This is a genomic window from Oscillochloris sp. ZM17-4 (genome assembly GCF_019599295.1).
In the GTDB taxonomy this organism is placed as follows: domain Bacteria; phylum Chloroflexota; class Chloroflexia; order Chloroflexales; family Chloroflexaceae; genus Oscillochloris.
This window is the reverse complement of the sequence record NZ_JAIEWN010000013.1, coordinates 1-13,420: the sequence shown is the minus strand read 5'-3', so window position 1 is coordinate 13,420 and position 13,420 is coordinate 1. Positions and strand designations below refer to the sequence as shown.

General features: G+C 67.8%; 10 protein-coding genes and 3 pseudogenes. 9 read left to right on the top strand and 4 right to left on the bottom strand.

Going from position 1 to position 13,420, the window contains the following annotated elements:
* Nucleotides 1-137, bottom strand: a pseudogene (locus K2Z83_RS29905) (hypothetical protein); the annotation flags it as partial.
* A 151-nt stretch (nt 138-288) separates the two neighbouring features.
* Between K2Z83_RS29905 and K2Z83_RS11655 the strand changes: the two are divergent.
* The 4 genes from K2Z83_RS11655 to K2Z83_RS11640 all read left to right on the top strand — a co-directional run bounded on the left by K2Z83_RS11655 (nt 289) and on the right by K2Z83_RS11640 (nt 3,195).
* A complete protein-coding gene (locus tag K2Z83_RS11655; RefSeq protein ID WP_220595357.1) occupies nt 289-948 on the top strand; it encodes a Type 1 glutamine amidotransferase-like domain-containing protein in 660 nt (219 codons plus the stop codon).
* Nucleotides 949-1,044: 96 nt separating this feature from the next.
* Nucleotides 1,045-1,236: a hypothetical protein gene (locus K2Z83_RS11650; RefSeq protein ID WP_220595356.1), complete on the top strand. Its 192-nt coding sequence runs from the start codon at nt 1,045-1,047 to the stop codon at nt 1,234-1,236.
* 17 nt (nt 1,237-1,253) lie between these two features.
* Nucleotides 1,254-2,378: a low specificity L-threonine aldolase gene (locus K2Z83_RS11645; protein WP_220595355.1), complete on the top strand. Its 1,125-nt coding sequence runs from the start codon at nt 1,254-1,256 to the stop codon at nt 2,376-2,378.
* A 241-nt stretch (nt 2,379-2,619) separates the two neighbouring features.
* Nucleotides 2,620-3,195 carry a dienelactone hydrolase family protein gene (locus tag K2Z83_RS11640; protein WP_220595354.1) on the top strand — a complete coding sequence of 192 codons (576 nt, stop codon included), beginning with the start codon at nt 2,620-2,622 and terminating at the stop codon, nt 3,193-3,195.
* On the opposite strand, the pseudogene K2Z83_RS29900 reads toward K2Z83_RS11640, so the two are convergent.
* Nucleotides 3,121-3,399 (bottom strand): annotated as a pseudogene (locus tag K2Z83_RS29900) (hypothetical protein); the annotation flags it as partial. The gene K2Z83_RS11640 and the pseudogene K2Z83_RS29900 sit on opposite strands and share 75 nt — an antisense overlap.
* Nucleotides 3,400-3,479: 80 nt before the next feature.
* Between K2Z83_RS29900 and K2Z83_RS11635 the strand changes: the two are divergent.
* The 4 genes and pseudogenes from K2Z83_RS11635 to K2Z83_RS11625 all read left to right on the top strand — a co-directional run bounded on the left by K2Z83_RS11635 (nt 3,480) and on the right by K2Z83_RS11625 (nt 7,772).
* The gene (locus tag K2Z83_RS11635) at nt 3,480-4,388 is read left to right on the top strand and encodes a hypothetical protein (protein ID WP_220595353.1); all 909 of its coding nucleotides are present in this window, start codon (nt 3,480-3,482) and stop codon (nt 4,386-4,388) included.
* A 32-nt stretch (nt 4,389-4,420) separates the two neighbouring features.
* Nucleotides 4,421-4,588 (top strand): annotated as a pseudogene (locus tag K2Z83_RS29895) (zinc ribbon domain-containing protein); the annotation flags it as partial.
* Nucleotides 4,589-4,612: 24 nt separating this feature from the next.
* The gene (locus K2Z83_RS11630) at nt 4,613-7,096 is read left to right on the top strand and encodes a hypothetical protein (RefSeq protein WP_255603801.1); all 2,484 of its coding nucleotides are present in this window, start codon (nt 4,613-4,615) and stop codon (nt 7,094-7,096) included.
* Between the two features lie 148 nt (nt 7,097-7,244).
* On the top strand, nt 7,245-7,772 hold the full coding sequence (locus K2Z83_RS11625) for a Tm-1-like ATP-binding domain-containing protein (protein WP_220595351.1): 528 nt from the start codon (nt 7,245-7,247) through the stop codon (nt 7,770-7,772).
* A gap of 252 nt (nt 7,773-8,024) precedes the next feature.
* Here the strand turns inward: K2Z83_RS11625 and K2Z83_RS11620 are convergent, their stop codons facing one another.
* Both K2Z83_RS11620 and K2Z83_RS11615 read right to left on the bottom strand, forming a co-directional pair.
* Nucleotides 8,025-9,983, bottom strand: a complete 1,959-nt coding sequence (locus K2Z83_RS11620) for a histidine kinase N-terminal 7TM domain-containing protein (RefSeq protein ID WP_370650149.1) — start codon at nt 9,981-9,983, stop codon at nt 8,025-8,027.
* A gap of 13 nt (nt 9,984-9,996) precedes the next feature.
* Nucleotides 9,997-11,883: an ATP-binding protein gene (locus K2Z83_RS11615; protein ID WP_220595349.1), complete on the bottom strand. Its 1,887-nt coding sequence runs from the start codon at nt 11,881-11,883 to the stop codon at nt 9,997-9,999.
* 448 nt (nt 11,884-12,331) lie between these two features.
* On the opposite strand from K2Z83_RS11615, the gene K2Z83_RS11610 reads away from it, so the two are divergent.
* Nucleotides 12,332-13,420, top strand: a 1,089-nt coding sequence (locus K2Z83_RS11610; RefSeq protein WP_220595348.1) for a helix-hairpin-helix domain-containing protein, incomplete at its 3' end; no start/stop codon positions are given.

Genomic DNA, 13,420 nt, shown 5'->3' with positions numbered 1-13,420 from the left:
TCCACCCCGAAGCGCTCGTCGGCGTTGCCGGTCTCCACCTGATCGAGGGCCGGGATGACATTGATCAGGGCCACGCCGCCGCCCGGCACGATGCCCTCCTCCACGGCGGCCCGCGCCGTCGAGAGCGCGTCCTCGACGCTGACAGCTCATACGGCTATGCTGTGGGCCGTGCGCGGGCCGAGCGCTTCGCGCTGGGGATCGAGCCAGCACCGCACGTTACAGAAGATGCACCTACCGTACATGCGTGCTATACTTCGGTATGCCGCTATCGCTGTAAGGAGAGGCATCGTGAAGTATCTTCTCACCTCGGGTGGCATCACAAACCCGAGCATCCACGACGCGCTGGTCGACCTGCTGGGCAAGCCGATCGCCGAGTGCAGCGCGCTCTGCATCCCGACGGCGCAGTGGGGCCACCCGATGTGCGGGCCGGCCTCGGCGCGCGGCTTCGTCACCGGCGAGCCCCCGCACCACATGAGCGGCCTGGGCTGGAAGTCGGTGGGCCTCCTTGAGCTCACCGCGCTGCCCAGCATCGGCGCGGAGCGCTGGGTTCCCTGGGTCCGCGAGGCCGACGTCCTGCTCGTGGACGGCGGCGAAGCGACATACCTGTGCCATTGGATGCGAGAGTCTGGGCTGGCGGGCCTCCTGCCGTCGCTATCCGAGACCGTCTGGGTGGGGGTGAGCGCCGGCAGCATGGTGATGACCCCCCGCATCGGTGCCTCCTTCGTGGAGTGGCGGTCCGCGCCAGACGACCAAACCCTGGGGGTCGTCGACTTCTCGATCTTCCCGCACCTGGACGCTTTCCCAACGAACACCCTGGCCGACGCGGAGCGGTGGGCCGCCGGCCTCGGCGTCCCGGCCTACGCCATCGACGAACAGACCGCCCTGAAAGTGGTTGACGGCACGGTCGATGTCATCTCCGAGGGGCACTGGACGTTGTTTACGCCCTGACGGAAAAGCGTGCTCATCCCAGACGTATCACAAAAGGATCCACGCGCACGCGCTAGCGTGCCACGTGGGCGCGCCCTTAAAGAAAGGAACATCGCGATGTCGAAGGTTGTCGCGATCATGTCCATGTCACTCGACGGCTACGTCGCCGACCGCAACGATGGCGTGGCCGACGTGTTCGACTGGTACTTCACCTCAGGGGACGTCGCATTTCACGAGCGATGGGCACGGAGTGGCGAGAGCGATGCACTTCGAGACCAGCTCGCAAACGGATACCGCAGTGAGCTGTGACGAGAAAGAGGGATACGATGATACTGCCTGACCCCGATGCAGTGCGCCGCGCCTGCACCCGCTTCCTGACTCACCACTACCCGGTCACGCCGCACGCAGCGTTGGGCGACCTGGCCGCCTGGGCCGACCCGGGGCTGGAAGACGACCGCTACGGCGGCGGGCCACTGATCGCCGACTTCGAGGCTGAGCTGGCCGCCCTGCTCGGCAAGGAGGCGGCGCTCTTTCTGCCGAGCGGGACGATGGCCCAGCCGATCGCCCTGCGCATCTGGGCCGACCGCGCCGGCCGCCGCAGCGTCGCCTTCCACCCCACCTGCCACCTCGAGCTGCACGAGCAGGGCGCCTACCGCGTGCTCCACGGCCTGCACGGCGTGCTGGTCGGCAGCCCCCATCAGCTGCTGACATTGGCCGACCTGGAGCGGCTGCGCGAGCCGGTCGCCGCGCTGCTGCTGGAGCTGCCCCAGCGCGAGATCGGCGGCCAGCTGCCCAGCTGGGAGGATCTCGCGGCCCAGTGCGCCTGGGCCCGCGCCCGCGGGGTGGCCCTGCACCTCGACGGGGCGCGGCTCTGGGAGTGCCGGCCATGCTATGGCCGCGATTACGCCGCGATCGCCGGGCTGTTCGATAGCGTCTACGTGTCGTTCTACAAGACTCTGGGCGGGATCGCCGGGGCCGCGCTGGCTGGCCCAGCTGACCTGATCGCTGAGGCGCGGGTCTGGCAGCGGCGTCAGGGCGGCAACCTGGTGCGGCTGTTCCCCTATGTGCTGTCGGCGCGCAAGGGCATGGCCGAGCGGCTCAGCCGGATCGACGCCTATGTCGCCCACGCCCAGGCGGTGGCCGCCGCGCTCGCCGCGCTGCCCGAGCTAACCATCCTGCCGAACCCGCCCCAGACCAACATGTTCCATCTGTTCATTCGGGGCGACCGTGAGCGGCTGGAGCGGGCGCTGCTGGAGGTGGCCGCAGAGGCCGGGGTCTGGCTGTTCCACCCACTGCGGCCCTGCCAGCTGCCCGGGCACGCGATGGTTGAGTGGGTGGTCGGCGACGCCGGGCTCGATGTCGCCCCGCAGGAGACCGCCGCGCTGCTGGGCGCGGCCCTGCGCCGGGCGCGGGCTGCCGAGGGGGGCCGCGCTCAGGACGACCGCGCCTGATCCCTGTCACGCCCATGCCTTCCTGGCCAATCACCTCGACCCGGCCGCCCGCAGGAGGGCTACTGTAGCGACTAACCCGGTCAGTGTGGCATTGGCGTTGTCGCAGAGGCTCCTATCGACGCGGAGTGCGACTCTTCGAAATGAGCTAAGCGTATGGAGCGAGCTGTCGACATTATGATACATTGTTCGGGTTGGCTGTTTGGTGCCATATATCATTGCAACCAAGAGAGGGGGGATTGCGATGGCCGAGGTCCTTTTGTTCCATCACGCGCAAGGGCTCACTCCTGGCATCATCTCGTTTGCCGATAGCCTGCGCCGCGCAGGGCACATCGTACACACTCCTGATTTGTTTGGCGGTCGCACCTTCGACACCCTCGAACAAGGCATGAGCTTTGTCGAAGACGTTGGGTTTGGCAAACTAGTTGAGCGTGGCGTGCAAGCAGCGGAGGGGATAGCAGCCGAATTAGTCTACGCGGGATTCTCCCTCGGGGTCGTGCCGGCACAGCTACTGGCCCAAACTCGGGCAGGAGCGCGCGGAGCGCTCCTCTTCTATGCCTGCGTGCCGGTCTCGGAGTTTGGGTCATCCTGGCCAAAAGGGGTGCCGGTGCAGGTGCATGGGATGGATGCCGATCTGATCTTTGTCGGTGAGGGTGACATCGACGCTGCTCGGGCACTTGTGGAAGAAGCCGACGAAGCAGCGTTATTTCTGTACCCTGGTGATCAGCACTACTTTGCCGACAGCTCACTGCCATCGTACGATCCGGCGGCGTCGGCGCTCCTCACGCAACGGGTGCTTGACTTTCTCGCTGCCCGATGATGGGCCAGCCTTCGGACTGCTATCGACGAATGCAGCCAGATGCTCGCCAGTCAGCGTCGACCTCGCCGCCACCAGGTCGGCCGGGGCGCCTTCGAACACAATCTGCCCGCCTTCGTGGCCTGCGCCCGGCCCGAGGTTGATGATCCAGTCGGCGTGCGCCATCACCGCCAGATGGTGCGCGATCACGATGACGGACTTGCCGGAGCGGGAGCAGCCGGCCACTGGTATGCCGTGCGCAGTATACTCAGAAGGCATCCGCAGATCTGTTTGTCTGGAGATGCCGTATGTCACCTGCACCACGCTTCTGCACCCACTGCGGCGCGCCGCAAGACCAAGGCTCCACGCGCTGCCGCGCCTGTGATCGCCCGCTCTCCTCGCCCGCCGCCCACGAGCCAGCCGGCGCGCCGCCGCATGTCCCCGCCTTCCGCACCCCAGCATCTGAGGCATGGCCCGCCCTGTCGGTGCTGATCGCCATCTGCGCCATCGGGTATGGTGCCGCCTATGCCGCCGGCTGCACCGACCTGGCCTACGCTCTGCTGTTCATCGGGCTCACCCTGCTGCTCACCCTGCTGCTGCTCTGGGGGCTCGGGCGCGCGAATGCCCGCCAGGGCCGCGCATTCCTGGGCAGCTCCCGCCCCCTGGTGCGCTGGGCCTACACGCCCGAGGAGTGGCAGCAGGTGCGCAGCTTCGCGTACGAGCAGCAGCAGCGCGACCGCCCGCCCCTGGGGTGCCTGCCGCCGCTCTTCGCCGCGCCCGGCCTGCTCGCCGGTCTGATGATCGGTGCCGACACCGGGCTCGCCGAGGCGCTGGTCGGTGCGCTGGTCGGCACGCTGGTCGGCGCGCTAGTCGGCGGCACGCTGATTCTGCCCGTGCGCCTGATCAACCACCTGGCGGCCACCCGTGCGCTGCGCGCCGATTCCCCGGCCACGGTGGCGATCGGCGCCCACGAGCTGTTCTACGAGCAGCTCTACTTTGACGCCCGCCGCCACCGCCTCGCGGCGGTGCACCTCAACCGCCACAGCCCGCCGCGTCTGCGGATCGACCGCTACGCATCCCGCTTCAGCCTCGTCTACGCCTTCCCGACGGTTATTCTGGTGCCGCCCCGCATGCTCGCCGCGGTGCAGGAGGCGCTGCCCCGGATAGAGATCCGTGGCGCCGGGTCTGCTGTCGATGACGGCCCCGATGAGGGGTAGCCCGCAGGCCTGGCGATCAGAACCGGAGGCCGATGATGACTCCGACACCTCCTCCCAATAGCCGTTGCCCAGGGTGCGGCGCAACCGTCTCGGCGCGGGCGCGATTCTGTACGTCATGTCGCCGGCCGCTCGGCGGCGCCTGCCCGCGCTGCGGCGCACCCCTGGCCCCAGCCGCACGCTTCTGCCAGGGCTGCGGGACGCCTGTGGGCACTACGGCGGTGCCCATGCCTCCGCCCCCACCGCAGCCGGCCGCGCCAATCGCCAGGAAGCGCCCGCGCCGCGCGGGCTGTCTGGCCGCGACCGCGATCCTGCTCATCGCGCTCATCGCCGCCGCCGCCCTCCCGATCATCGGCGGGTGGCCGATGGATGCCTGGCCGCCCTCCGAGGCCAGCGATGCGACCGCCGATGCCCTGGTGTGGCCCGCCCCTGAGGCCCCGCCGGTGCCCCGTGAGCTGACGACGATGGCGCAGGAGACGCTCGGCCCGTCCGACGAGCTCCAGAGCCTGGTCGTCCCCGGCGCCATCGCGGTGAGCATCCCGGGCGGGCTGCTCACCACGACGCAGCAGGTCCGCATCGCCACCGTTGACGGGCTGCCGCCGCCGGATATGCCGTTCGGCGGCGCGGTCCTGGCCCAGTACGATATCCACATCGGTGACATGCACCAGTTTGCGCAGCCCCTGCTCATCGCCATCGCCTATGACCCCGATGCGCTCGATACGCTGCTGCCTCCCGAGGAGGCGCTGTCCGCGCGCTTCTGGGACGAGTCGCTCGGCGGGTGGGTGACGCAGCCGTCGCTGGTCGACACGGCAAACCACCAGCTGATCATCGTCACCAGCCACCTCAGCACCTTTGTCGGTGTGACGAGCAAGGGCGACGGGCACTGGCAGAATGACTGCTTCGACCTGTTCTTCAGCCAGGCCGATCTGCGCCAGCAGATCGACAGCGGCATGGTTGATCGCAACTACCTGGAGATAGTCTGGAACGCGCTGAATGACGCCGCGCTGGCCTACGACGCGGCCGGCATGCCGCGCATCTGCCGTGTCTCCCGCACGGTGGCGAGCCAGCGCTACGTCACCGCCGACGGCCTCGTCATCAACCAGCCCACCCTCAGCGAGGTCGTCGTGCGCCAGCAGGTGAGCCTCGCGGGCGACGGCGGGCTCTCGCGAAGCAAGTACACCGGCGCCATCCAGATGCCCTACCTCACGGTCTTCACGCGCGCGCAGCTGCGGCTGTTCATCGCCCACGAGCTCTTCCACAGCGTGCAGGCGACCTACTACACGGCGGCGGGCATGACCGAGTTCGGCATCCCGCTCACCTCGGCACCTGGGGCGCTGCCGACCGGCATCTTCCGGGTCTGGTGGCTCGACTCCACCGCCGAGTATGCCGCCGCCACCATCGCCTTCCCCGATGGCGACCGCCCGAACCCAGCGATGGCCGGGACGCGCATCCCGCGCTACCTGGACGAGTCGCTGCTCTACGCCCCAAGCGAGATCTACGAGGCGCTGGGCGGCACCGACCCGCAGCGCGACCACGCCTATGCCACGGCCTGGTTCTTCGCGTTTCTGACGCAGCGCTACGGGGTGGATTTCCCGGAGCTGTTCCGCACCGTGGCAAGCTCGCGCAACCCCTCCGTCGTCGCAGCGCTCGACGCGGCGCTCAGCGACCGCTGCGAGCCGGGCCGCGGCCTGGACGGCTGCTACCGGGCCTTTGCCCGCGACTGGCTGTTCAACACGGCGAGCGCGCTGCCGGCCAGCCCGCCGGAGCTGCTGCCCCCGGCGGTGGCCGACCATGCCCACCTGGATGCGGCGGCGACCGTGGTCGAGCACCGCTTTGCGCTCAAGCCCTACTACACCGCGCAGGTGCTCCGGGTCGAGGTGGCGGGTATCCCCGGCCAGGCCACACGCCTGCTGCGGGTCGAGCCGATCGCGCTGCCCGAGGGCACGACCCTCTATGTCGACGTGCTGCCCGGCGACCGGCGGGCGGCGGGCGGGGCGAATCCCTGGGCCACCTTCAGCTCCTCCAGCATGGACCTGAACGAGCTGACCCGCTCGGTTGAGGTGGCGGTGGGGCCGGGCGACGGCCTCTACCTGCTGGCGGTGAACAGCGCGGGGGCCGGGCGCGAGGTGCATGCCCGCATCACCGAGATCGTGACGCCGACACCGGCCGCGCAGGCCGGCGCATGGCAGCTCATCGAGCGCCGCGACCGAGAGAGCGCATGGAGCAGCTCCGATCCGGCATGCACGCTGACCCAGAGCTTCATGGAGACCGGCTATAGCCAGAGCGGGGGCTGCGCCGAGCGCCCGGGCATGTTCGGCGGGACGTCCCCCGCCTACCGCTACCAGATCGACGCCAGCTGGAGCGGGCTGCCCGAGACGCTGCGCCCCGGCGAGCCGTATGAGCTGGTGCTGAATGCGCAAGCCACGAACAGCAGCTCAGAATCCTGCGCGATCATGGTCGCGATCCTACCCTACCGGTGGGCGCACCCCGATGACGAGACGCCGGGGATCGGGCCCATCATCGAGCAGGTGGCCATCACCAACGGCCAGCGGGTGATCGCCTTCACGCCCAGCACCCCGGTGATAGAAGGCTCACAGGCGCAGGTGAGCGTCGCGGTCTATGTGACCAGCTGCGGCGATGTGATGACGGATGCCGATAATCTGGCGCTCAGGAGGGTGTACGACTACAGCGCCCGCCTCAGTGCGCCGTAGCACGGTGCGTCACGGCGTCGGCGCGCAGCTGGGCCTCCGGGTAGTAGTTGACAAAGTCACTCTCCCATACTCCCCGCACCCAACTCCCATCTTAGCGGTAGAATAGGGGTGTTCGCTGGACAAACTGCATAGCTCCAAGGGAGGAACCATGGCAACAGTGGTGTTGCTCGGCACCCTCGACACCAAGGGTGGCGAGTTTGACTTTCTGCGGCGCGCCATCCAGGCCGCAGGCTGCGACACGATCCTGGTCGATGCGGGCATCCTCGGCGCGCCGCAGGCTGACGCCGACATCTCGCGCGAGGATGTGGCCGCCGCCGCCGGCGCCGATGTGGCCGCCCTGGCCGCCGCCGGCGACCGCGGTGCCGCCGTGAGCGCCATGGCCGCCGGGGCCACCGCCGTCGCGCTGCGGCTCTTTGGCGAGGGCCGGCTCCACGGCATCATCGGCCTGGGCGGCACCGGCAACTCGGCCCTGGCCACCGAGGCCATGCGCGCCCTCCAGCGGCAGCCGGGCCAGCAGCAGCTCGGCCTGGCCCAGGGCGTCGGCGGACGAGCTGCTGTGGGGCGTGCCGGCCAGGGCCATCCCCGCCCCGCGCTCGACGATGATCGCCAGGGCTGGCGGCGCGTCGGCGCGCTCAACCGACCCCGGCGGCGCAAATGGCCCGCCGTCGATAGATAGGCTCAGATCGGCAGAATCACCTGCGGGGCAGGCCACGATCAGCTCGGCCCCGCCCGTCGGCTCAGCGCGGGCCGCGACGATGCGCGGGCCGGGCGGGCCCTCGGCGCGGGCCGGGGAAGCGGCGGCGGCGAGCAGCAGCAGGGCCAGGGCGATCCAGGGCGCGGCGCGGCGGGTCGACATGGCGGGCCTCCAACGGTGTAGAGCGATCCTGTGATCTGTACCGCCGGAGTCCGCCAAAAGATGCGTCGGGGGCTACATTCGGGGCGAGGGGTGATCCGTGTGCGGTGGGACAGCCATCCGGACAGGCAGCTCGATAGTGAATGTCGAGCCCTGGCCCAGCGTACTTGTCACGGCGATAGTTCCGCCCATCAGATGGCAGAGTCGATAGCTAATCACAAGGCCCAGGCCGCTGCCGCCATACTTGCGGGTTGGCGAATCATCAACCTGTACAAACTCTTTGAAGAGATCCCGCTGCTGCTCAGGGCTCATGCCGATGCCCGTATCGCTGATCTGAAATAGGGCGACAATAGACTGGTCGCTCTTCGACATGTCCGCTCCCTGCTGCGCCACAGCCGATCCGATACCCGCGCGTAGCCAGATCTGGCCGCGCTCGGTAAACTTGGCCGCGTTGTCAAGCACATTGAGCAGCACCTGCCGCACGCGCGTGCTGTCGGCGTACATCATCCCGCTATCGGGAGCGCAGTCGACCTGAAGCGTATTGCCGTTCTTCTGCACAAGCGGCATGATGGTATCTTCCACATCGCGCACCAGTGTCGCAATATCAACGTACTCCGGGTGTAAGTCGAGCTTTTCTGCCTCAATGCGGGTGATATCGAGCACATCGCTGATCAGTCTGAGCAGGTGCTGCCCGGCGACCTGAATGCGCTCGATATCATTCACGAGATCCTGGGAGCCTTGCTTCCTGGCACTGATCTTCAGCAGTTCGGCGTAGCCAAGGATCGCGCTGAGTGGCGTGCGCAGCTCGTGGCTCATATTGCCCAGAAAACGACTCTTCGCCCGGTTGGCCACCTCAGCGGCCTCTTTCGCCAGAGAGAGAGAGACTTCCGTCTGCTTGCGCTCGGCCAACTCCTGCTGGACGGCGCTGTAGAGCCGAGCGTTCTCGCTCGCGAAGGCGGCCAACTCCTCGTTCTGCCGCTGGAGCGCCATGGCGGTGCGCCTGCGCTCGGTGCTGTCGCGCAGCACAATAACGCGCCCGTTAAGCTGGGCGTTCCGGTCAAAGATCGGCGAGATGCGCAGCTCGAAGGAGCGCTCATCGGGCGCGGTGCCAAACACCAGCTCCTCGCTGACGTCGCTGACCTGGCGGTAGCGCGCGATGATCTCCGCCTGGTCAGCAAAGATACGCTCTGCCGGATGGCCGATCACCTCGCGCGACTCTCGGCCGATGAGCGCGAGGGCGGCCGGGTTGATCTCAACCACCTTGTCGCGCCCATCCAGCACGATCACCGCGTCATCCATGCTTTGGAAGACGGTACCGTAGGCGATAGGCACAAGCTCAAACAGGCCAAAGCGGAGGAGATCCCAGGTGAGCGCGATCCCGCTAATGCCTAGCGCAAAGGGCGTCAGATCCAGGTACGGAAAGGGGCTAAGGCCGCTCAGGTAGAGCGCATTGCCGGCCCACGTTGTGACAAGCCCGATGAGGATGCCGCTGGCCTGCCCGCGGTAGGAATGCGACATCCGGAATAGACTGTGTGCCAGCAGGAGGCTTCCCAGCAGCAGCAGCAGGTAGGAGTAGGCCGTGTGAATCCAGAATAGAGGCCCGAACGTCGTCTCAAGCACGACGAATGAGCCAGTGTTGACAAGATAGACCCCGCTGCGAAACAGATGGTGCTGCTGATTAGTCCAGGCCGCCGCCAGGGTCGCCAGAGGCATGATCGTGAGCAGCAGCAGCCTGCGCACAGAGAGCCAGGCGCCATGGCCGCTATAGATCAGGGCAAAGACCAGCCAGCTCCCCGGCACCAGCACAATGCCCACCAGGGCCAGGTTGATCCAGAAGAGTTGCGCCGCCAGGGTGGTGCCGGTAAAGCTGAACATATACGCCAGTGACCACAGCGCTACTGCAGACACCAGCACCGCCAGAGGCACGGCGCCCGGCGCCTGCCGACGTTGCCAGATCACCAACGTAAGCAGCATGCAGAGAACAGCAGTGATGAGGAGCGGTATAAAATAAGGGGTAGATTGCAATATGCTCACGCTTACTTGGCAGCTACGCTACAGGCAGTGTAAATGAAAAAGTGCTGCCCTCACCGAGCCTGCTCTCCACACCAACGCTGCCGCCAAGCTTCTCTACGATCCGGCTCACAATTGAGAGCCCCAGCCCGTGGCCATCGGCGCGGGCCGGCTGGAGCCGTGTGAAGGCGTTGAAGAGCAGCTCCTGCTGCGCGCCGGAGATCCCCGCGCCGTTATCGCGCACCCAGAAGCGCACAAACCCGCCCGCCGGCGGGTCGGCCCCGATGCGGATCTGCGGCGGCGTGCCGCCATATTTCAGCGCATTGCTCACATAGTTGACCCACACCTCCTCAACCCAGGGGGCGTAGCCCAGCGCGGCGGGCCATGCCGGCGGGCCGCTCAGCGTAGCCTGCGACTCGGTGATCAGGTGGGCCAGCCGTGCGGTCACCTCGGCGATGATCGTGGCCATGTCGAGCCTCTCGTAGCTGATCGGGCCAGATCGCCGCACATTCGCCAGCAGGAGCAGCTCGTTGATAATCGTTGTCATCTTCCTGCCGGCCATCAGGATGGACTGGAGATCGCGCTCAATCGCGTCGGCGTCCATCTTGCGGTGGAGCAGCTGGAGCAGCTGGCTGTAGCCAATGATCGCGGTCAGCGGGGTCTTCAGATCGTGCGCCACCGTATGCCCGAAGGCGTCGAGGTCGCTGTTCTGCGCCTGGAGCTCCTGCGCGGATCGCTGGAGGGCCAGCTCCACCTCGGCGCGCTCGGCGATCTCGCGCTGGGCGGTGTCGTAGAGCCGGGCGTTCTCGAGCACCAGGGCGATCAGCTGCGAGAAGAGCTGTCCCTGGCGGATATCCTGCGCGGTGAACACATGCCCCTTCGCCGCGCGGCCCAGGGCCAGCACGCCCTGACAGTGATCACCGATCATGATCGGGAAGTCGGCCACGGCGGAGATCGCGACCTTCATATACAGGTCGCGGCGCCCCACCCAGGCCGCATAATCATCGAGCACGACAGGCTGGCCGCTGTCGCACGCCTGCCACGAGATCCGCGCCTCGTGGCGACCGACGCGGTCGCCCTTCAAGAAGGGCTGGTTCGCGGTATGCGCGCGCACCACCAGCGCATCACCATCACGGATCATCAGCTCGCCATAGGGCGCGTTGAGGATCAGCGTGGCCCGCTCCACAATTGACTGGAGCAGATCATCCATCTGGCGGCGATTGAGCAGGTCGAGCGTCGTCTCATACAGCGCGGTCATATACGCGCGCTGCTCAGTCACCTCACGCCCCGTCGCCAGCGCCGCATCGCGGGCCAAGGCCAGATCGCGGGTGCGCTCCTCGACGCGGGCCTCCAGCTGGTCGCGCAGCTGGCGCTCATCCTGGAGGGCCGTGTCGAGCTGGGTCAGCAGCACCGCGACCCCGAACTGGAGCGCCCCGACGACGCTGAAGAAGATTACCGCCGTGTCGATAATCATCACCCAATTGATGTCGCGGAACAGAAACTCCCAGACCACAAAGCGCCCAGTGGCGATCATCCCGCCGATGCCCAGCAAGGTCAATATGTTTGCCAGCAGGATGGCCGTCCCGATGCGCTGATTGAAGAAGAGCACGCCCAAGAGCGCACAGGCGATGAGGTAGGCGTGCCCATCGACGGTGTAGCCAAAGTTGAGCAGCTCTGTGAGGCCCAGCAGGTAGGTGCTGAACAGGAGCGTGGCCGCCCGCAGGCGGTAGGGCAGATTCTGACCCAGGGCCATCACCCAGAGCGCGCACACGGCCACGAGATAGACCGGGAAGATGTGCAGCACCCCCTCAGCGATGAAGGACGGGAGGGTGAAGAGCAAGGCCAGGAGGCCCAGGACGGCTCCGGCTCTGGTGAGGGCCTTGAGAATACGCTCGCGCGCCTGCTGGAGGCTGCGACTCTCCAAGCCGGGGGGCTGAGCATCCTGCCAAAGCATTCGGATCAGTCTACGCCTCATAGGATCTCGCGATGCGGATACGCTCGGCTGCAGCCTGGGCCAGGTGGCCTGGAGCGGTCATTCGCCATGGTCAGCCACGCATCGCTTAGTGGTTCATACGCATGATTATTCTGGCAGGCACCAGCATACGAACCGCAAGAACGCGGCTTTTCATCAGTATAATAAGGGTGGAGTGTCGCATCTATAGCGGCTGCGTATCAGTTGCGGTACAAGCTTTGTATCGCCCCCGGAATCGCTTGCTTTGATGGCGCCAGCCCTCCACGGGACGGAGGCCGCCTGCGCGGCATCAGGCAGGCCGCGCAGGCGGCCTTCGCCAGGAGATCGAGCCGGGAGCGTCAGCCCCACGGCACCGAGGCCGGGCGACAATGAGGTGGCACGACCGAGGAGATGATCGCCTATGGAGCTCGACGACAAGCTCGACATGCTCGCCGACGCGGCGCGCTTCGACGTGTGTAGCACCTTCAGCCAGGGCGGCCGCAGGCACACGCCGAAGCATGCCAGTTGGGCCGCGCCCGAGGCCGATGATCGGGGCGGGCGGGCGAAGCCGGTGTTCCGCGTGCTGATGAGTAGCGCCTGCGCCTGGAACTGCGCCTACTGCCCGCTGCGCGCGGCCAACGACCTGCCGAGGGCCACGCTCGCGCCCGAGGAGCTGGCCGCGAGCTTCCTGCCGCGCCACGCCGCCGGCGCCGTCCAGGGGCTGTTCGTCTCCACGGCGGTACACGGCGGGGTCAACGCGGCCGTCGGCGCCATGCTCGACGGCGTCGAGCACCTACGCGCGGCGCACCAGTACACGGGCTACGTCCACGTCAAGCTGCTGCCCGGCACCTCGGCGGGCGACGTGGAGCGCGCCGCGCGCCTGGCCGACCGGATTAGCCTGAACCTGGAGGCCCCCGGCCCCGAGTTCCTGGCCCGCATCTCGCCCGAGCGCAGCTGGGGCCTGGATCTGGTCGAGCGGCTGCGCTGGGCGCGCGACTGGCAGCAGGCCGGGAAGGTCGGCTCGGGCCTGGCGACGCAGTTCGTGGTGGGCGCCGGCGGCGAGCGCGACAGCGACCTGCTGCGCGCCGGGAGCTGGCTCTACAGCGACCTCGGGCTGCGCCGGGTCTACTTCGGGGCCTTCCGCCCGCTGGCCGGCACGCCCCTGGAGGGCGCCGAGCGCACCCCGCAGGCCCGCGTCCAGCGGATCCAGCAGGCCGACTGGCTGCTGCGCCAGTATGGCTTCCACCAGGCCGAGATGCCCTTCGACGCCGCGGGCGACCTGCCGCTGCACCTCGACCCGAAGCTGGCCTGGGCCCTGGCCCACCCCGAGCGCTTCCCCGTCGAGCTGAACAGCGCCGGCCCCGAGCTGCTGCTGCGCGTCCCCGGCATCGGCCCGGTCAGCGTCGAGCGCATCCTGCGCCTGCGCCGGCTGCACCAGTTCCGCGACCTGGGGCACCTCAGGGCGCTCGGCCCGCAGGCCGCCAAGGCCTGCGACTTCGTCACCCTCGAC

Bases quoted from the DNA above. Each gene is read 5' to 3' on its own strand.
- K2Z83_RS11650 (WP_220595356.1), top strand. From the start codon at position 1,045: ATGTCGAAGGTTGTCGCGATCATGTCCATGTCACTCGACGGCTACGTC.
- K2Z83_RS11645 (WP_220595355.1), top strand. From the start codon at position 1,254: ATGATACTGCCTGACCCCGATGCAGTGCGCCGCGCCTGCACCCGCTTC.
- K2Z83_RS11640 (WP_220595354.1), top strand. From the start codon at position 2,620: ATGGCCGAGGTCCTTTTGTTCCATCACGCGCAAGGGCTCACTCCTGGC.
- K2Z83_RS11635 (WP_220595353.1), top strand. From the start codon at position 3,480: ATGTCACCTGCACCACGCTTCTGCACCCACTGCGGCGCGCCGCAAGAC.
- K2Z83_RS11630 (WP_255603801.1), top strand. From the start codon at position 4,613: ATGCCTCCGCCCCCACCGCAGCCGGCCGCGCCAATCGCCAGGAAGCGC.
- K2Z83_RS11625 (WP_220595351.1), top strand. From the start codon at position 7,245: ATGGCAACAGTGGTGTTGCTCGGCACCCTCGACACCAAGGGTGGCGAG.